An 18,295-nucleotide genomic window follows, 5' to 3' on the forward strand; every position below is an offset into this window, starting at 1 on the left:
CGGGTAGAGAAGGGAAGGCCGACGTGCCCCATGAGGTAGATCAGTCGTTTCTGGCCCTGCCGCTACGGGCCCTCGCCGACGCGGCGCTCGCCCGGTCCCGGGCACTGGGCGCGGTGCACGCCGACTTCCGGTTCGAGCGGGTGCGCAGCGCGTCCTGGCGGTTGCGGGACGCGCGGCCGGCCGGTTCGTCGGACACCACCGATCTCGGGTACGCGGTGCGGGTGGTGCACGGCGGGGCCTGGGGATTCGCGTCCGGGGTGGACCTGACCATGGACGCGGCGGCGAAGGTCGCCTCGCAGGCCGTGGCCATGGCGAAGCTGTCGGCGAAGGTGATCGCCGCGGCGGGCTCCGACGAGCGGGTGGAGCTGGCGGACGAGCCGGTGCACGGCGAGCGGACCTGGGTCTCGTCGTACGGGATCGACCCGTTCGACGTACCGGACGAGGAGAAGGCGGCGCTGCTCGCCGAGCGGAGCGCGCGGCTGCTGGCGGCCGACGGCGTCGCGCATGTCGACGCCTCGCTGACGACCGTCCACGAGAACAAGTTCTACGCCGACACGGCGGGCACCGTCACCACCCAGCAACGGGTGCGGCTGCACCCGGAGTTCACCGCGGTCGCGGTGGACGGCGCGAGCGGCGGGTTCGACTCGATGCGGACGCTCGCGCCGCCGGTGGGCCGGGGCTGGGAGTATCTGACGGGCACCGGCTGGGACTGGGACGCGGAGCTGGCGGAGATCCCGGAGCTGCTCGCCGAGAAGATGCGGGCGCCTGGTGTCGAGCCGGGGACGTACGACCTGGTCGTCGACCCGTCCAATCTCTGGCTGACCATCCATGAGTCGGTCGGGCACGCCACGGAGCTGGACCGGGCGCTGGGTTACGAGGCGGCGTACGCCGGGACGTCGTTCGCCACCTTCGACCGGCTGGGGACGCTGAGGTACGGCTCCCCGGTGATGCAGGTGACCGGGGACCGCACGGCGGAGCACGGGCTCGCGACCGTCGGGTACGACGACGAGGGCGTCGAGGCCCAGTCGTGGGACCTGGTGAAGGACGGAACGCTGGTCGGCTACCAGCTCGACCGCCGGATCGCGGAACTGACCGGGCTGGGCCGCTCCAACGGCTGCGCCTACGCGGACTCCCCCGCGCACGTACCGGTGCAGCGCATGGCGAACGTGTCGTTGCTGCCCGAGCCGGGCGGGCTGTCCACGGAGGACCTGATCGGCGGGGTGGAGCGCGGGATCTACGTGGTCGGCGACCGCTCGTGGTCGATCGACATGCAGCGCTACAACTTCCAGTTCACCGCGCAGCGGTTCTTCCGGATCGAGAACGGCAGGCTGGCCGGTCAGCTGCGTGACGTGGCGTACCAGGCGACGACGACGGACTTCTGGGGCTCGATGGAGAAGGTCGGCGGCCCGCAGACGTACGTCCTGGGCGGCGCCTTCAACTGCGGCAAGGCCCAGCCGGGTCAGGTCGCGGCCGTCTCGCACGGCTGTCCCTCCGCCCTCTTCCGGGGCGTGAACATCCTCAACACGACGCAGGAGGCGGGCCGATGAGCCGTGTCAGCAAGCCGTACGAGATCGTCGAGCGCGCTCTCGAACTGTCCACCGCCGACGGCTGCGTGGTCATCGCGGAGGAGAACTCGTCCGCGAATCTGCGCTGGGCGGGCAACGCCCTCACCACGAACGGGGTGACCCGCGGGCGCACCCTCACCGTCATCGCCACCGTGGACGGCGGGCAGGGCACGGCGTCCGGGGTGGTGTCGCGTTCCGCCGTCACCCCCGACGACCTGGAACCGCTGGTCCGGGCCGCCGAGGCCGCCGCACGCGGTGCCGAGCCCGCCGAGGACGCGCAGCCGCTGGTCACCGGGGTGCCGGTGTCCGCCGACTTCACGGACCGCCCGGCCGAGACGGACTCCGGTGTCTTCGCGGAGTTCGCCCCGGCGCTCGGCGACGCCTTCGCGCGGGCCCGGTCCGGTGGCCGCGAACTGTACGGCTTCGCCCACCACGAGATGACCTCCACCTATCTCGGTACGTCGACGGGGCTGCGGCTGCGCCACGACCAGCCGAACGGCACGCTGGAGCTGAACGCCAAGTCGCCGGGCACGGACGGGAGCCCCCGGTCCGCCTGGGCGGGCCGCTCGACGAGGGACTTCAAGGACGTCGACCCGGGCGCCCTGGACACCGAGCTGGCGCGGCGGCTGGAGTGGGCGCGGCGCCGGACCGAACTGCCCGCCGGGCGGTACGAGACGCTGCTGCCGCCGACCGCCGTGGCCGATCTGCTGATCTACCAGCTGTGGTCGTCGACGGCCCGGGACGCGGTCGAGGGCCGCACGGTGTTCTCCGAGCCCGGCGGTGGCACGCGCCTGGGCGAGAGCCTGGCCCGGCTGCCGCTGTCGCTGCGCAGCGACCCGCACGCGCCGGGCCTGGAGTCGGCGCCGTTCGTGATCGCGCACGCCTCGGGGGACGACGCTTCGGTCTTCGACAACGGGCTGCCGCTGGCGAGGACCGACTGGGTGCGGGACGGCCGTCTGGAGCGTCTGACCACCACCCGGCACTCGGCGGCGCTGACCGGGCTGCCGGTCGCCCCGGCCATCGACAACCTGGTGCTCGACGGGGGCGGCGAGCGGTCGCTGGACGAGATGGTCGCCGCGACGACCGGGCGCGCGCTGCTGCTGACCTGCCTCTGGTACATCCGGGAGGTCGATCCGGCGACCCTGCTGCTGACCGGGCTGACCCGGGACGGGGTGTACCTCGTGGAGGACGGCGAGGTGGTCGGCGAGGTGAACAACTTCCGGTTCAACGAGTCGCCGGTCGACCTGCTGTCGCGGGCCACCGAGGCGGGCCGTACGGAGCAGACGCTGCCGCGCGAGTGGGGCGACTGGTTCACCAGGGCGGCGATGCCGGCGCTGCGCGTCGCGGACTTCAACATGAGTTCGGTCAGCCGGGGGGTCTGACTCCGGACCGCGGCGGCCCCCGGACCGTCCGGCGCCCGGCGGGCGTCGCCGGTCACGGCACTAAGGGCTGTCCCGCAGTCCGTGGTGGATCAGCGTGCGGCGTCGGATGCGGTGCGTCGCAAGGCGGAGGGGCGTCCGCGTACTGGATGTACGGGGACGTTCCGACAACGCCGCGAGGTGCCGTAGCTGTCGTCGCACGCCCACCAGGGAGTACGGGACAGCCCTTAGACTGACCCGACCGGTGAATTCACCGGAGCAGTGGAGAACGGCACGAGAAGAGAGAAGACCGTGACGGACATCGTCGACGAGCTGAAGTGGCGCGGGCTGTTCGCCCAGTCCACTGACGAGGACGCTTTGCGCAAGGCGCTCGCGGACGGTCCCGTCACCTTCTATTGCGGTTTCGACCCGACCGCGGCGAGTCTGCACGTCGGGCATCTGGTCCAGGTCCTCACCGTGCGCAGGCTCCAGCTGGCCGGGCACCGGCCGCTGGCCCTGGTCGGCGGAGCCACCGGCCAGATCGGCGACCCCCGGCCGACCGCCGAGCGCACGCTGAACGACCCGGAGACCATCGCCGCCTGGGTGCGGCGGCTGCGCGGGCAGATCGAGCCGTTCCTCACCTTCGAGGGGCCGAACGCCGCGACGATGGTCAACAACCTGGACTGGACCGCGGGGCTCTCCGCGATCGAGTTCCTGCGGGACATCGGCAAGCACTTCCGGGTCAACAAGATGCTCACCAAGGAGTCGGTGGCCCGTCGGCTGGAGTCCCAGGAGGGCATCAGCTACACGGAGTTCAGCTACCAGCTGTTGCAGGGCATGGACTTCCTGGAGCTGTACCGGCGCCACGGCTGCGTCCTCCAGCAGGGCGGCAGCGACCAGTGGGGCAATCTGACCGCGGGCATCGACCTGATCCACCGGCTGGAGCCGGGCGCCACCGTGCACGCGCTGGCGACGCCGCTGATGGTGAAGGCGGACGGCACCAAGTTCGGCAAGTCGGAGAGCGGCGCCGTCTGGCTCGACCCGGAGATGACGACCCCGTACGCCTTCTACCAGTTCTGGCTGAACGTCGACGACCGGGACATCTCCTCGTACATGCGCATCCTCAGCTTCAGGAGCCGTGAGGAGCTGGAGGAGCTGGAACGGCTCACCGAGGAGCGCCCGCAGGCCCGTTCCGCGCAGCGCGCGCTGGCGGAGGAGCTGACAACGCTGGTGCACGGCGGCGAGCAGTGCGCGGCGGTCATCGCCGCGTCCAAGGCGCTGTTCGGCCAGGGTGAGCTGGACGCGCTGGACGAGGCGACGCTGGGCGCGGCGCTCTCCGAGGTGCCGCACGCGCGGGTCGCCGAGCTGGGTCCGTTGGTGGACCTGCTGGTGGAGGTCGGTCTCGCGCCGAGCAAGTCGGGGGCCCGCCGCACGGTCAAGGAGGGCGGGGCGTACGTGAACAACGTGAAGGTCACGGACGGCGAGGCCGCGCCGGAACGGGCGCGGTTGCTGCACGGTCGCTGGCTCGTGCTGCGCCGGGGCAAGAAGAACCTCGCCGCCGTCGAGCTGACGGCGGGCTGACGGCGGGCCGGCGACGGCTCGGGGATGCCCGCGTCCCCAGCCCGGACATGCCGCAGCCCCGGACATGCCGCCGCGGCCGGACACACTGCCCAGGTGTCCGGCCGCGGCGCGTTCTTGGGCCGTTGTCGGCTCAGGACCTCTGTTTGTGTCCCCGGATCGACGCCCAGAGCGAGTCTCCGACACCGACCACGACGACGGCGCCGATCAGCTGGAGCAGATGACGGATCCAGTCGATGCCCTTGGTGTCGTTGACACCGAGCCAGGTCGCCACGGCGTTGCCGAGAACGCTGCCGATGATGCCGAACACGGTCGTCAGCCAGAGCGGGATGTTCTGCTTGCCCGGCAGGATCGCCTTGGCGATCAGACCGAGCACCAGACCCACGATGATCGCCCACAACCAGCTCATGTCGCCTCCTCGTGCGGCGCGGTATGCGCGTGCCCGGCCCAGTCTGGTCCGGGGGACGATACGGCGCATGCCGGGCAGGGCCGTCCGTGCGAAACCCGGCCCGGCCCGTACGGCGACGGGCGCCCCGCTCTCGTGCCCGGCGGACGGCGGGCGTACCGTGGTGGCGGTCCGGTCCGGGGAGAGTCCGGCATGGCGATCGGGTGGTGGAACAGTGATGCGGAAGCAGAGCGGCACGGAGGTCTTCCGGATCACGGGAGCCCGCCAGGGACTGGCCGAGGACGTGCGCGGCAGACAGCGGCGCTATGTGATCTCGATGTCCGTGCGGACGGTGGCGGTTGTCCTGGCGACCACGCTGTGGAACGTCGAGCGGCCGGTGGCGATCGTGGCGCTCGCGCTGGGCCTGCTCCTGCCGTACGTGGCCGTGGTCATCGCCAACGCGGGCCGGGAGAACGCCCCTTCACTGCCGTCGACGTTCGTCCCCACGCCGATGCGACCGGTGCTCGACGGGGCCCCTGTGACGGGCGCGGCGGAATCAGGTCCGGAACCGGGGGCTCCCGGCCGGCCGGGCCGTCCGCACGAGCACGGGTGAGCCGACGCCCCGCCAAGGCTCAAGAAAAGCTCAGATCAATCATGAAGTTCCGGTGCACCACACCCCGGTCCCCGTGACATACTTCGTAAGCGCTCCGCATCCCCCGTCGGAGCGACGGACCGACGCCGGGCAGCTCCCCCCGTGGCTGCTCGGCGTCGCCCATTTCCCGGCAGGGGGCCGTCAGTTCACCGGCCTCCTCGGCCGGCTTCCCGCGGCCGGCCCGAGGGGTGCCCCGTGCCCCCCTTAGGGTTGAGTCCGTGAACTTCCCCGATTTCCCCGGCTTCCCCGGTCCTCCGGCCGACGACCTCGCCGCGCCCGTCTGTTCCGCGAAGGGCTGCCGCACGGCCGCGGTGTGGGTGCTGGCCTGGAACAATCCGAAACTGCACACCCCGGAGCGCCGCAAGACCTGGCTGGCCTGTGACGAACACCGGGAGCATCTTTCCTCTTTCCTCGGCGTACGGGGTTTCCTCAAGGACGTCGTGGCGCTGGAGGAGTGGGAGGCACCGGCGGCGGAGGACTGAGCCCGCCCCGGACGGCGGCCGGGGGTCAGCCTCCGATCGCTGACATCGGGCGGTCCGGCTGGAGGAACGCCGGATCGTCGAGACCGGACCCGGCCTTCTTGCCCCACATCGCGGTCCGCCAGAGGCCGGCGATCTCCTCGTCGGACGCACCGGAACGCAGCGCGGCGCGCAGATCGGTCTCCTCCCGGGCGAACAGACAGGTGCGCACCTGGCCGTCGGCCGTCAGCCGGGTCCGGTCGCAGGCCGCGCAGAACGGGCGGGTGACGGAGCCGATGACCCCGACGCGGTGCGGGCCGCCGTCGACGAGCCAGCGCTCGGCGGGGGCGGAGCCGCGTTCGTCCTCGTCCTCGGCGGTGAGCGTGAAGCGCGTGCGCAGTGACCGGAGTATGTCGTCGGCGGTGATCATGCCGTCGCGCTTCCATCCGTGCTGCGCGTCGAGCGGCATCTGCTCGATGAAGCGCAGCTCGTAGGCGTGCGCCACCGCCCAGGCGAGCAGTTCGGGCGCCTCGTCGTCGTTGAGCCCCGGCATCAGTACGGAGTTCACCTTGACCGGGGTGAGGCCCGCGGCGGAGGCGGCTTCCAGGCCGTCCAGGACGTCCCCGTGACGGTTGCGGCGGGTGAGGGTCCTGAAGACGTCGGGGCGCAGGGTGTCCAGGGAGACGTTGACCCGGTCGAGGCCCGCGGCCCTGAGGGCGGCGGCGGTGCGTGCCAGGCCGATGCCGTTCGTGGTGAGGGACATCCGGGGGCGCGGGGCCAGGGCCGCGCAGCGCTCGACGACGGAGACCAGTCCGGGGCGCAGCAGGGGCTCACCGCCGGTGAAGCGGACCTGGGTGACCCCGAGGCGGGTGACGGCGATCCCGATGAGCCGGACGATCTCGTCGTCGCTCAGCAGGTCGGGTTTGGCCAGCCACTGCAGGCCCTCCTCGGGCATGCAGTAGGTGCACCGCAGGTTGCACCGGTCGGTCAGTGAGACACGCAGGTCCGTGGCGACCCGGCCGTAGGTGTCGATGAGCACGATGGGCCTCCTCCCCGAGTGATGGCTCCGGTGACGGAGCCGACTTCTCCGAGACTACGCGAGAGCGCTGACATCGGCGGGGGCCGTTCGGCGCGGGGAGCGGCGAGGCCGCGTCGCAGGGGTCTGCGACGCGGCCTCGGCCGTGGGGCGGACGCGGGGCGGCCACGGCACGGCCGTGGGGCTCCGGTCGGTGCGCCAGGTCGGCGCACCGGCCTCAGTACGCTCCCCGGCGGCGCGCTGAGGCCGGTGCTCCGGATGCTCCCGGGCCGGTGCTTCCGGTCAGCGCGCCCCGGTCAGTGCGCCCCGGTGCCCGTGAGCGACTTGACCTCCAGCTCGGCGTACTTGCCGGTGTCCGGCTCCTCCTTGGACAGGAGGGTGCCGAGCCAGCCGAGCAGGAAGCCCAGCGGGATCGAGATCAGGCCGGGGTTCTCCAGCGGGAACCACGCGAAGTCGGCGTCGGGGAACATCGAGCTGGCCTTCCCGGAGACGACCGGCGAGAACAGCACCAGGAGGACCGACGAGGCGAGGCCGCCGTAGATCGACCAGAGGGCTCCCTGGGTGGTGAACCGCTTCCAGAAGAGGCTGTAGAGGATGGTCGGCAGGTTCGCCGAGGCGGCGACCGCGAAGGCGAGGGCGACGAGTCCGGCCACGTTCAGGTCCCGGGCGAGGGCGCCGAGGGCGATGGAGACGATGCCGATGGCGACGGTGGCCCACTTCGCGGCACGTACTTCTTCCTTCTCGGTGGCCTTGCCCCGGCGGATGACGTTGGCGTAGATGTCGTGCGCGAAGGACGACGAGGACGCCAGGGTGAGTCCGGCGACGACGGCCAGGATGGTGGCGAAGGCGACGGCGGAGATCACCGCGAGCAGGACGGCGCCGCCGGTGGAGCCGGAGCCGCCGCCGATCTCCAGGGCGGCCAGCGGGGCGGCGGTGTTGCCGGCCGGATTGGACGCCTTGATCTCGTCCGGCTTGAGCAGGGCCGCGGCCCCGAAGCCGAGCACGATGGTCATCAGATAGAAGGCACCGATGATGCCGATGGCCCAGTTGACGGACTTCCGGGCGGCCTTGGCGGTCGGGACGGTGTAGAAGCGGATCAGGATGTGCGGAAGTCCGGCCGTACCGAGGACCAGGGCGATGCCGAGCGAGATGAAGTCCAGCTTCGACTTGCCGGTGGCGCCGTACTTCAGTCCGGGCTCCAGGAACGCCTTGCCGTGGCCACTGTTGTCCGCGGCGCTGCCGAGCAGGTCGGAGATGTTGAAGTGGAACTTCAGCAGGATCAGGAAGGTGATGAGCAGAGTGCCCGCGATGAGCAGGACCGCCTTCACCATCTGCACCCAGGTGGTGCCCTTCATGCCGCCGATGGTGACGTACACGATCATCAGCAGGCCGACCAGGGCGACGATGGCGATCTTGCCGCCGTCGCTGGTGATGCCGAGGAGCAGCGAGACCAGGACGCCCGCGCCGGCCATCTGCGCCAGCAGGTAGAAGATCGACACCACGATGGTGGAGGCGCCGGCGGCGGTGCGGACGGGGCGCTGGCGCATCCGGTACGCGAGTACGTCGCCCATCGTGTAGCGGCCGGAGTTGCGCAGCGGTTCGGCGACGAGCAGCAGGGCGACGAGCCAGGCGACGAGGAAGCCGATGGAGTACAGGAAGCCGTCGTAGCCGAAGAGCGCGATGGCGCCCGCGATACCGAGGAAGGAGGCGGCGGACATGTAGTCGCCGGAGACCGCGAGACCGTTCTGGAAGGCGGTGAACTGCCGCCCGCCGGCGTAGAAGTCGGACGCGCTCTTGGTCTGCCGGCCCGCCCACACGGTGATGAACAGGGTCGCGACGACGAAGCAGGCGAACAGGGTGATGATCAGGGTCCGGTGCTCGCTCGCCCCGTCGGCGGCGAGCAGGACCGTGGGGTGTGCGACGTGGGCGGCGCTCATGCGTCGGCCTCCATACGGGACTTGATCGCTGCGGCCTTGGGGTCGAGCCGGTTCGTCGCGTGCCGCGAGTAGAACCAGGCGATGAGGAAGGTGGTCAGGAACTGGGCGAGGCCGAGGACCAGCGCGACGTTGATGTTGCCGACGACCTCGGTGCCCATGAATCCGCCCGCGTAGCTGGACAGCAGCACGTACAGCAGATACCAGAGGATGAAGGCGATGGTCAGCGGAAAGGCGAACGACCGGTGCGCGCGGCGCAGTTCGGCGAACTCGGCGCTGTTCTGCGCCTCGACGAACGCTTCGGTCGTGGGTTGGACGGGGCCGGTGTCCTTCCGGCCCTCGGGCTGCGGCGGTGCGTCGGTGGCCACGGGGTCTCCTCGCGGGGCGGGTTCTGGTGGTGACGGGGACGGTTCCGGCCGGGGGCGGGGGCCTCGGCCGGGGACGGCGGGATGCCTCCTTCGTTCAACGGCACGGAGGGCGCGCGGATGTGGTTCACCGCCGGCCGGACTTCTTGCCGGGGGCCACGGGAGGGCCCCGTCGGCCGAGGTCGTTTCCGGTCAACTCATTGAAGGGGTGGGGAGGATCGGCGATAGTTTCGCTCGTCATGTACTCGACCGGACACGTCCTGTGTCCGGTCGGCCGACACGGATGAAGTGGACACCCCATGGCTCATCTGAGAACCGGGCGTACGCGCACACTCGCGCTGCCCGCCGGACTGGCACTCACCGTCGCGCTCGGCTTCCTGCCGACGGGCGCCGCGTCGGCCGCGCCGACGGGCGGGCCGCCCGTCGCCACGGCCGACGGGCCGGAGTTGTCGTACGTCGTGAACGCGAGGGGCAGCGGCCGCTCCGCCGTCGACCGGGTGCGGAAGGAGATATCCCGGGCCGGTGGCACGGTGGTGACCGGCTACGACCGGATAGGCGTCGTCGTCGCCCACTCACGGAACCCGGACTTCGCGAAGACACTCCGCCGGTCGCGGGAGGTCGTGTCCGCGGGGGCCACCCGTACCAACCCGATCGTGCCGCAGGCGACCACGGACATCGGTGTGGAGCAGCCGCTCACCGCCACGCAGGCCAAGGCCGCGGCGGCGGGCGCGCGGGCGGGCCAGGACCCGCTGGAGCCGTTGCAGTGGGACCTGCCGGCGATCAAGGCGGACAAGGCGCACGAGAAGTCGCTCGGCAGCCGGAACGTGACGGTCGCGGTCATCGACACGGGCGTCGACGACACCCACCCCGATCTGGCGCCGAACTTCGACCGCCGGGCATCGGCCAACTGCGTGACCGGAGCGCCCGACACCACGGCGGGCGGCTGGCGGCCGGCCCCCGGGGAGAGCGACCACGGCACGCATGTCGCGGGCACCATAGCCGCCGCGAAGAACGGCATCGGGGTGACCGGGGTCGCCCCGGGCGTGAAGGTCGCCGGTATCAAGGTGGCGAACCCGGACGGGTTCTTCTACACCGAGTCCATCGTCTGCGGCTTCGTCTGGGCCGCGGACCACGGCGCCGACGTCACCAACAACAGCTATTACACCGACCCGTGGAAGTTCAACTGCAAGAACGACCCCGACCAGGGCGCCCTGGTCGAGGCGGTCGGCCGGGCCGCCCGCTACGCGGAGCGCAAGGGCGTGGTGAACGTCGCCGCGGCGGGCAACGACAACACCGATCTCCACTCCCGGGCGATCGAGGACCCGTCCAGCCCGAACGACTCGACCACCGTGCCGCGGACGATCGACCCGCGTGTCTGCCTGGACATCCCGGCGATGCTGCCGGGCGTCGTGACCGTCTCGGCGACGGGTGCCAAGGGCCTGAAGGCGTCGTACTCCAACTACGGCGACGGGGTCATCGACGTCGCGGCCCCGGGTGGCGACTCGACCGTCTACCAGACCCCCGAGCCGCCCGCCACGAACGGACTGATCCTGTCGACGCTGCCGGGCGGCGGCTACGGCTACAAGGCCGGTACGTCGATGGCGTCCCCGCATGTCGCGGGCGTCGTGGCGCTCATCAAGTCGAGGCACCCGTACGCGTCGGCGGCCACGGTCAAGGCGCTGCTGACGGCCCAGGCCGACCGCACCGCCTGCGGTGACCCGTACGACATCAACGGCGACGGCAAGATCGACGCGGTGTGCGAGGGCGGCCGGAGCGGCAACGGCTTCTACGGGGCCGGTGTGGTGGACGCGCTGAACGCGGTCCGCAGGTAGGCAGGGGACGCGAGGCCCGAGAGGTCCAGGACCGTCGGCGGGCCCGGAGGCGGTTCCACCGGGCCCGCCGACGGCTCTTCCGTGACGCCCGGGTGCGCGCGCCGGGCGGCTCTCCCGAACGGTCCCGCCCGGCCCGGCACTCCGCCGCCGCGGGTCCCGGGGCGGTCGTACCGGCCGGCTCCGGGACCTCCCGGCCCGGGGGGCCGCCCTGGGCCCGGTCCGCCCGGCATCCGTCCGCCCGCGCCGCAACGGCCCGTCCGGGGAGACGTGTTCGGCCTCCGTGCCCGTCCGGGACCCTCGCACCGGCGGGCCGGAACCCGCCCTCGCGTTCCGTCGTCGAGGGGGACGGCGGCCGGAGCTGTCAGTGCGGGCCCGTATCCTCTGTGACCATGCTCGACGACCGCCAGACCGCAGCAGCACCGTGGCCGACCGCCTACCCGCAGGGGTACGCGGTCGTCGACGTGGAGACCACCGGACTCGCCCGCGACGACCGGATAGTGTCCGCTGCCGTCTACCGCCTGGACGCGCGGGGCGACGTCGAGGACCACTGGTACACCCTGGTCAATCCGGAGCGGGACCCGGGCCCCGTCTGGATCCACGGGCTGACCAGCGACGTCCTTGAGGGTGCCCCGCTCTTCCCGGAGGTCGCCGCCGAGCTGTCCGCACGGCTCGACGGCCGGGTCCTGGTCGCGCACAACGCCGTCTTCGACTGGTCGATGCTCGCCCGGGAGTACGCGCGGGCGGACGCCACCGCCCCGGTGCGGCAGCGGCTGTGCACGATCGCGCTCTCCAAGGAGCTGCGGCTGCCGCTGCCCAACCACAAGCTGGAGTCGCTGGCCGCGCACTTCGGTGTCGTGCAGCGGCACGCGCACCACGCGCTCGACGACGCGCGGGTGCTGGCGGAGGCGTTCCGGCCCAGCCTCCACGCGGCGGCGCGCGACGGGGTGCGGCTGCCGCTGCTGGAGTGCCGCCCGCTGACCGAGTGGGCGCGGTCGCCCGCCACCCCGGGCATCGGCCGTCAGATGTCCTACGGACAGGGCAGCTGGCGCCCGTCGCGCAAACGGCCGCCCTGCCCGTACCCGAACCCGGGACGGTACGAACGGGACAAACCCCTCGTGCAGGGCATGCGGGTGGCGTTCTCCGGGGACACCTCCGTCGACCGCGAACTGCTGGAGGACCGTGCCGTGGAGGCCGGGCTGCACGTGGCGACCAGCGTCTCCCGGCTGACCAGCCTGCTCGTCACCAACGACCCGGACGCGGCCACTTCGAAGACGGTGAAGGCGAAGTCGTTCGGCACGCCGATCCTGGACGAGGGCGCCTTCGCCCAGTTGCTGCGGGACGTGGCACCGGCCCGGTGACCGACGCGGGACCGGCATCGGAGTGAACCGGACGCGACTCGCCCGTCAGCCGCTCGCCCGCCGCCGCCCCCGCGTCCCACCCTGTGGCGCATGGCACGTTGCGAGGTATGCGGAAACGACTACGGCATGTCGTTCGAGGTGCACGCGCAGGGCGCGGTGCACGTCTTCGACTGCTTCTCCTGCGCCATTCACCGCATGGCGCCCATCTGTGAACACTGCCGGGTCCAGGTCATCGGGCAGGGCGTGGAGGTCGAGGGGCACTGGTTCTGCGGCGCGCACTGCGCCCGCGCCGAGGGGAAGCCGGGCATCGTCGACCGGGTGTGAGCGGCCGGCCCCGGGGCGGCGTTCCGACGGCATTCCGGGCCGCCCCGCCCACCCCCTCCGTGCCGCGACCCGTGCCGCGGTTGTACCGTCATGGGGTGTACCGCTTCCTGTTGACCCGGCAGTGGGTGATCCTCACCCTCCTCGTCCTCGTACTCATTCCCACGATGGTCGAGCTGGGCTTCTGGCAGCTGCACCGGCACGAGCACCGCGTGGCCCAGAACGCCTTGATCTCGCACAACCTCAAGGCCGACCCGGTCGCGGTCTCCGCGCTCACCTCCCCCGGGCACACCGTCCCGCGCACCGACTACTGGCGCCGGGTGACGGCCACCGGGACGTACGACACCGCGCACGAGGTCGTCGTACGCCGCAGGACCTCCGAGGACGGCCGGATCGGTGTCCTCGTCCTGACCCCGTTCGACCTCAAGGGCGGCGGTACGGTCCTGATCAACCGGGGCTGGGTGCCGTCCGCCGACGACCAGCGCGCCTTCCCCGAGGTCCCGGCCCCGCCCAGGGGCGAGGTGACCGTGACCGGGCGGCTCAAGGCGGACGAGACGACCGGCGCCAGCGGCATCAAGGACCTGTCCGACCTGCCGGACCGTCAGATCATGCTGATCAGCAGCGCCCAGCAGGCGAAGGCGCTCTCCCGCCCGGTGCTCGGCGGCTATGTCGAACAGACCGGGCCCGTGCCGCCCGGTGACTCCCCCGAGCTCGTCGCCGCCCCCGACGACAGCTCCATCGGCCCGCACATGGCCTACGCCGTGCAGTGGTGGCTGTTCGCCGCCGCCGTCCCGGTCGGCTGGGTGATCCTGGCGCGGCGCGACAAGCGCGAGATCGCCGAGGCCGCCGCGCGGGCCGCCGAGGCCGCCGACGCTCCGCGCCGGCCCGAACAGGCCGAGCCCGCGACGGCGTAGGGCGGGTCCGCACCGGCTCCCGCGGCGGGGCGACCGGTGCGCCGGGGCCCGCTTAACCGGCCTCCGGCCCGGGAACAGGCCAGGACGTGACCCCACGCATCGAGGACCACGCCCTCATCGGCGATCTGGAGACCGCCGCGCTCGTCGGCGGGAACGGTTCGATCGACTGGCTCTGTCTTCCCCGCTTCGATTCGGGCGCCTGCTTCGCGGCGCTGCTCGGCGACGAGGAGAACGGTCACTGGCGGATCGCGCCGAAGGGCGCGCACCTGTGCTCCGGCCGACGGTACGTCGGGGACTCCCTGGTCCTGGAGACGTGGTGGGAGACGCGCACCGGCACCGTCAAGGTCATCGACTTCATGCCGCACCGCGCCCAGGCCCCCGAGGTGGTGCGCATCGTCGAGGGGGTCAGCGGCTCCGTCGACATGAGCGCCGTGATCCGACTGCGTTTCGACTTCGGCTCGGTCGTCCCGTGGGTGCGCCGCTCCGGCGGGCACCGGGTGGCGGTCGCCGGGCCGGACTCCGCCTGGCTGCGCAGCGAACCGCCGGTCAAGACCTGGGGCCAGCAGTTCAGCACCTGTTCGTCGTTCACCGTCACCGAGGGGGAACAGGTGGCGTTCGTGCTGACCTGGCACCCCTCGCACACCCCCCGCCCGGCTCCCGTCGACCCCTTCGGGGCACTGGCGCGCACCCTCGCCGACTGGGCGAAGTGGTCCGCCCGGTGCACGTACGAGGGTCCGTACCGGGAAGCCGTGATCCGTTCGCTGATCACCCTGAAGGCCCTGACCTACGCCCCCACCGGAGGCATCGTGGCCGCCCCCGCCACCGCGCCGCCGGAGGAGACCGGGGGCGCGCGGGGCCCCGACCGCCGCTTCTGCCGGCTGCCCGGCTCCACCCGGACACTCAGGGCGCTGCTCGCCACCGGGTACCGGGAGGAGGCCACCGCCTGGCGGGACTGGCTGCTGCGCGCGGTCGCGGGAAACCCGGCGGACCTCCAGCTCGTGTACGGACTCGCCGGCGAGCGACGGCTGCCCGGGACCGAGCCGCCCCTGCCGCACGGAAGGCGCGGCTCATGGCCCGTCACCACTGGCCCGGGCGTGGGACGGCGGCGGCTCGATGTGTACGGCGAGGTCATCGACTCGCTCAGACTGGCCCGCGAGGCGGGCATGGGCGACGAGCGGCACTCGTGGAAACTCCAGCTCAGCCTGCTCGGCTTCCTGGAGTCCAGCTGGCGCGAGCCCGACGAGGCGGCGGCCCGGACGCGCGGTGAGCGCCGCCACTTCGTGCACTCCAAGGTGATGACCTGGGTCGCGGCCGACCGCGCGGTGCGCACGCTGGAGGAGGACCCCTCGCTGCCGGGAGACGCCGACCGGTGGCGGGCGATGCGGGACGCGGTGCACCGGGAGGTGTGCGAGAAGGGGTACGACCCGGTGCGGAACACCTTCACACGGTCGTACGGTTCCCGGGAGCTGGACCCGTCGGCACTGCTGATGGCCCGGTCGGGCTTCCTGCCCGCCGACGACCCCCGGTTCGTCGGGACGGTCGACGCGGTACGTGCCGAGCTGACGCGCGGCGGGCCGGTGCGCCGCTGCGCCGTCCCGAGCGGCCCGGTGCGGCGTCATGGCGCCGAGGGCGTCCCGGCCGAGGGGGCCCCGGGCGTCGAGGGGACGTTCCTGGGCTGCTCGTTCCAGCTGGTGGACGCGCTGCTCTCGACCGGGCGTCCCGCTGAGGCGACGGAGCTCTTCGAGCGACTGCTCGCGCTCCGCAACGACGTGGGACTCCTCGCCGAGGAGTACGACCCGGTCACCGGCCGCCCGCTCGGCGACTTCCCGCAGGCCCTCGGTCATGTCGCTCTGGTGGGGACGGCGGTCGCCCTGGCCGGGGCGGACCCGGCAGGATAGGGCCATGGAGCTTGGACTGAAGGACCGTGTGTACATCGTCACCGGCGCGACCCGAGGGCTGGGCAACGCCACCGCCCGGGCGCTCGCGGCGGACGGGGCCAAGGTGGTCGTCAGCGGCCGGGACGAGCGGCGCGCCGCGTCGGCCGCCGCCGAACTGGGGCCGGACGCCGTGGGGGTGGCCGCCGACAACACCGACCCCGGGAGCGCGCAGCGCCTGGTGAACACCGCCCGGGAGCGGTTCGGGCGGCTCGACGGCATCCTGGTCAGCGTCGGCGGACCCGCGCCCGGCGCCGCCGACGACACCACCGACGAACAGTGGCGGTCGGCGTTCGAAACCGTCTTCCTGGGCGCCGTGCGGCTCGCCCGTACCGCGTCCGCCGCGCTCGGCGACGGCGGCGTCATCGGCTTCGTGCTGTCCGGCTCGGTCCACGAGCCGATCGCCGGACTGACCCTCTCCAACGGACTGCGTCCCGGCCTCGCCGGGTTCGCCAAGTCCCTCGCCGACGAGCTGGGCCCGCATGGCATCCGGGTGGTGGGGCTGCTGCCGGGCCGGATCGGCACGGACCGGATGCGCGAGCTGGACGCGCTCTCCGGTGACGCCGAGGCGTCCCGCGCGGCCCGCTCGGAGCAGATTCCGCTGCGCCGCTACGGCACACCGGAGGAGTTCGGGCGGACCGCGGCGTTCCTGCTCTCCCCCGCCGCCTCGTATCTGACGGGCGTCATGCTGCCGGTCGACGGCGGCGCCCGGCACGGCTTCTGACGGCCGGGTGCGGCGGGCGGCGTCCGTCCGCCGGGGCCCCCGTCAGTTCACGCGCTCCGCGTGGTGCTTGACCTCCTTCAGCCGGACCTCGGTGGGCAGGGAGTCGAGCCCCGCGGAGTTCCTGGCGTGGGTCAGGGACTCACCGGCGAACCTGTCGAGCACCTCGCCCGGCGCCACGTGCGGCTCGGTCAGCAGCCGCACCCGGGCCCGTGGCGCGGTGCGCCGGCCGGTCAGCCGGACCTTGGCGCGGGACACCCCGTCCAGGGCGCCCGCCTCGTCGGCGAACGCTCCTTCCAGCGCCCGGCCGCGCAGCACAGCGCCGTCACCGTCGCCGCTGTCGACGAGCAGTTCGGAGAGCCTGGCCCGGCGGAGCTGGGCCAGCAGCCACCACAGCGCGAGCACGACGAGGACGGCGAGGACCGCGATCACCGTCGGCCACCACCAGTCCTCGTCCCGCCAGCGGACCCGGTCGGCCTTGCTGAGCAGGACGTCGTGGGTTCCGTCGTACGGCCACCAGGAGGGCACGGACAGCCCCAGTCCGGCGGCGAGCACGATCCCGCCGCCGCAGATCAGTACGAGCCCGGCCAGGCCGAGCAGCACCCGGTTGACGGTCCTGAGCATGCCGCTCATCCCTTCTTCGCCGGTCGGCGGACATGGACGGACAGTGACGGCGGCCGGGCCAGGCCGAGGTCACCGACGCCGTCGGCGAGCGCGGACTCCAGATCGGCCCGTACGTCGTCGAGTTCACGGAAGTGCGACACCGCGTGCACCTTGGCCTTGGCCCGGCCCATCCGTACCCGTACCGACTGCACCCCGGAGACCTCCACGGCCCGGTCGCGCAGGACCAGTTCCGCGGCCTTGCGGTCGAGTCCGGCCCGGACGTCCTCGTGGTCGCGGCGCATCGGGAGCAGGGCCCGCAGTCCCGGTGTGAGGGCGAGGAGGAGGAGCCACAGTCCGACGGCCATCGCGGCGGCGGAACCGGCCAGCACCCAGACGTCGTCCAGCGGACGCTTCGCCAGGTCGTCGGCGAGGGAGCGGCGCCACTGCATGGCGGGGTGGTCCGCCCGTACCGCGGCCACGTCGTAGAGGAGCAGTCCGGAGCCGCCGAGGACCACCAGGGCGAGCACGGCGGCGGGAATTCGGCGGGTGCACCAGAACCGTCCCGCCCGGCCACCGGTCCCGTGTCCCCGGGCCGGTGCCGGTTCGTTCGGTGCGGTGGGTCCGGGCGGGTCGGGGGTGAGTACGGAAGCGCCCTGTTCGTGGGTGCGGGGGCCGGCCGGACGCCGTGTGCCGTCCTCCGGGCCGCTGGGCTCGCTCATCCGACTCTCCCCTGCGCCGCGGTGCCCGCCGCGGTGCAGTGCAGGCGCTCGACCCGCACCGCGACCTCGGGCACGTCCATTCCCGCCAGTGCCTTCACCCGTTCGGCGACCCGGCGCCGCACCGCGCCGCACTGCCTGCCGATGTCGGAGGGATATCCCAGGTCGAGACCGATCCGGATACGGGCGCTGTCACGGTGCACCGTGACGGTGGCCCGGGGCAGCGCTCCGTCCTCCGGCGGCTCGTCGACCGCTTCTCTCGCCGCCCGCGCGGCGATCTTCGCCACGACCCGGTCGGCGATCCGGGTCTGTCCGCGCTGCGCCGCCTCGACCCGGTCGCCGACCGCTGTTCCCGCCGTCACGGCCGTCACCGCCGTCGGTCGCCGCGCTCGCGACTCCGGAAGAAGTCGCCCGGTTCCAGGTCGCCGTCCAGGAAGCGCCCGGCGATGAAGCCGATCGCGCCCAGCGCGGCCACCAGCAGAAAGGCACCGAACCCGCCGAAGTATCCGGCGAAACCGAGTGCCATGCCGGCCACCATGCCGACCACAGCCATGCTCATCCTGCA

At 72.6% G+C, this 18,295-nt stretch carries 19 protein-coding genes; 11 read left to right on the top strand and 8 right to left on the bottom strand.

Annotated elements, in window-relative coordinates; genetic code table 11:
* Nucleotides 1–23 precede the first annotated feature (23 nt).
* The 3 genes from PZB75_RS04835 to tyrS all read left to right on the top strand — a co-directional run bounded on the left by PZB75_RS04835 (nt 24) and on the right by tyrS (nt 4,504).
* Nucleotides 24–1,547 carry a TldD/PmbA family protein gene (locus PZB75_RS04835; protein ID WP_275534037.1) on the top strand — a complete coding sequence of 508 codons (1,524 nt, stop codon included), beginning with the start codon at nt 24–26 and terminating at the stop codon, nt 1,545–1,547.
* Complete coding sequence (locus PZB75_RS04840) at nt 1,544–2,947, top strand: metallopeptidase TldD-related protein (protein ID WP_275534038.1); 1,404 nt, start codon at nt 1,544–1,546, stop codon at nt 2,945–2,947. The genes PZB75_RS04835 and PZB75_RS04840 overlap by 4 nt, the downstream gene beginning before the upstream one ends.
* Before the next feature lie 288 nt (nt 2,948–3,235).
* Nucleotides 3,236–4,504: a tyrosine--tRNA ligase gene (gene tyrS, locus PZB75_RS04845; RefSeq protein ID WP_275534039.1), complete on the top strand. Its 1,269-nt coding sequence runs from the start codon at nt 3,236–3,238 to the stop codon at nt 4,502–4,504.
* A gap of 130 nt (nt 4,505–4,634) precedes the next feature.
* Here the strand turns inward: tyrS and PZB75_RS04850 are convergent, their stop codons facing one another.
* Nucleotides 4,635–4,910 (bottom strand): GlsB/YeaQ/YmgE family stress response membrane protein, encoded by a 276-nt coding sequence (locus PZB75_RS04850; protein WP_275534040.1) that lies wholly within the window; start codon nt 4,908–4,910, stop codon nt 4,635–4,637.
* Nucleotides 4,911–5,124: 214 nt separating this feature from the next.
* On the opposite strand from PZB75_RS04850, the gene PZB75_RS04855 reads away from it, so the two are divergent.
* Together PZB75_RS04855 and PZB75_RS04860 are read left to right on the top strand one after the other, a co-directional pair.
* Nucleotides 5,125–5,499, top strand: coding sequence for a DUF3099 domain-containing protein (locus PZB75_RS04855; protein ID WP_275534041.1), 375 nt, complete (start codon nt 5,125–5,127; stop codon nt 5,497–5,499).
* Nucleotides 5,500–5,756: 257 nt separating this feature from the next.
* On the top strand, nt 5,757–6,020 hold the full coding sequence (locus tag PZB75_RS04860) for a hypothetical protein (protein WP_275534042.1): 264 nt from the start codon (nt 5,757–5,759) through the stop codon (nt 6,018–6,020).
* A 25-nt stretch (nt 6,021–6,045) separates the two neighbouring features.
* On the opposite strand, the gene moaA is transcribed toward PZB75_RS04860, so the two are convergent.
* The 3 genes from moaA to PZB75_RS04875 all read right to left on the bottom strand — a co-directional run bounded on the left by moaA (nt 6,046) and on the right by PZB75_RS04875 (nt 9,334).
* Entirely contained in the window at nt 6,046–7,035 is a 990-nt protein-coding gene (gene moaA / locus PZB75_RS04865; protein ID WP_275534043.1) for a GTP 3',8-cyclase MoaA, read from the bottom strand.
* 293 nt (nt 7,036–7,328) lie between these two features.
* Nucleotides 7,329–8,969: a cation acetate symporter gene (locus PZB75_RS04870; RefSeq protein ID WP_275534044.1), complete on the bottom strand. Its 1,641-nt coding sequence runs from the start codon at nt 8,967–8,969 to the stop codon at nt 7,329–7,331.
* Entirely contained in the window at nt 8,966–9,334 is a 369-nt protein-coding gene (locus PZB75_RS04875) for a DUF485 domain-containing protein (RefSeq protein ID WP_275534045.1), read from the bottom strand. The genes PZB75_RS04870 and PZB75_RS04875 overlap by 4 nt, the downstream gene beginning before the upstream one ends.
* A gap of 296 nt (nt 9,335–9,630) precedes the next feature.
* Here PZB75_RS04875 and PZB75_RS04880 point away from each other — a divergent pair, with 296 nt between their 5' ends.
* From PZB75_RS04880 to PZB75_RS04905, 6 genes are all read left to right on the top strand, one after another.
* Nucleotides 9,631–11,163, top strand: a complete 1,533-nt coding sequence (locus PZB75_RS04880; RefSeq protein ID WP_275534046.1) for a S8 family serine peptidase — start codon at nt 9,631–9,633, stop codon at nt 11,161–11,163.
* Between the two features lie 383 nt (nt 11,164–11,546).
* Nucleotides 11,547–12,521: a DEDDh family exonuclease gene (locus PZB75_RS04885; RefSeq protein WP_275534047.1), complete on the top strand. Its 975-nt coding sequence runs from the start codon at nt 11,547–11,549 to the stop codon at nt 12,519–12,521.
* A gap of 90 nt (nt 12,522–12,611) precedes the next feature.
* Nucleotides 12,612–12,845 carry a hypothetical protein gene (locus PZB75_RS04890; RefSeq protein WP_275534048.1) on the top strand — a complete coding sequence of 78 codons (234 nt, stop codon included), beginning with the start codon at nt 12,612–12,614 and terminating at the stop codon, nt 12,843–12,845.
* Nucleotides 12,846–12,940: 95 nt separating this feature from the next.
* The gene (locus PZB75_RS04895; RefSeq protein ID WP_275534049.1) at nt 12,941–13,756 is read left to right on the top strand and encodes an SURF1 family protein; all 816 of its coding nucleotides are present in this window, start codon (nt 12,941–12,943) and stop codon (nt 13,754–13,756) included.
* Nucleotides 13,757–13,842: 86 nt separating this feature from the next.
* Nucleotides 13,843–15,654 (top strand): glycoside hydrolase family 15 protein, encoded by a 1,812-nt coding sequence (locus tag PZB75_RS04900; RefSeq protein ID WP_275534050.1) that lies wholly within the window; start codon nt 13,843–13,845, stop codon nt 15,652–15,654.
* A gap of 4 nt (nt 15,655–15,658) precedes the next feature.
* Nucleotides 15,659–16,414 (top strand): SDR family oxidoreductase, encoded by a 756-nt coding sequence (locus tag PZB75_RS04905; RefSeq protein WP_275534051.1) that lies wholly within the window; start codon nt 15,659–15,661, stop codon nt 16,412–16,414.
* A 42-nt stretch (nt 16,415–16,456) separates the two neighbouring features.
* Here the strand turns inward: PZB75_RS04905 and amaP are convergent, their stop codons facing one another.
* Genes amaP through PZB75_RS04925 form a run of 4 tightly spaced genes read right to left on the bottom strand, consistent with a single transcriptional unit; the run spans nt 16,457 to nt 18,289 of the window.
* Entirely contained in the window at nt 16,457–17,044 is a 588-nt protein-coding gene (amaP, locus tag PZB75_RS04910) for an alkaline shock response membrane anchor protein AmaP (protein WP_275534052.1), read from the bottom strand.
* Complete coding sequence (locus PZB75_RS04915) at nt 17,041–17,733, bottom strand: DUF6286 domain-containing protein (protein WP_275534053.1); 693 nt, start codon at nt 17,731–17,733, stop codon at nt 17,041–17,043. The genes amaP and PZB75_RS04915 overlap by 4 nt, the downstream gene beginning before the upstream one ends.
* Nucleotides 17,730–18,092, bottom strand: coding sequence for a hypothetical protein (locus PZB75_RS04920; RefSeq protein WP_275534054.1), 363 nt, complete (start codon nt 18,090–18,092; stop codon nt 17,730–17,732). The genes PZB75_RS04915 and PZB75_RS04920 overlap by 4 nt, the downstream gene beginning before the upstream one ends.
* Before the next feature lie 5 nt (nt 18,093–18,097).
* Nucleotides 18,098–18,289: a hypothetical protein gene (locus PZB75_RS04925; RefSeq protein WP_123526843.1), complete on the bottom strand. Its 192-nt coding sequence runs from the start codon at nt 18,287–18,289 to the stop codon at nt 18,098–18,100.
* Nucleotides 18,290–18,295: the final 6 nt, after the last annotated feature.

Source organism: Streptomyces sp. AM 4-1-1, assembly GCF_029167625.1.
GTDB lineage: Bacteria > Actinomycetota > Actinomycetes > Streptomycetales > Streptomycetaceae > Streptomyces.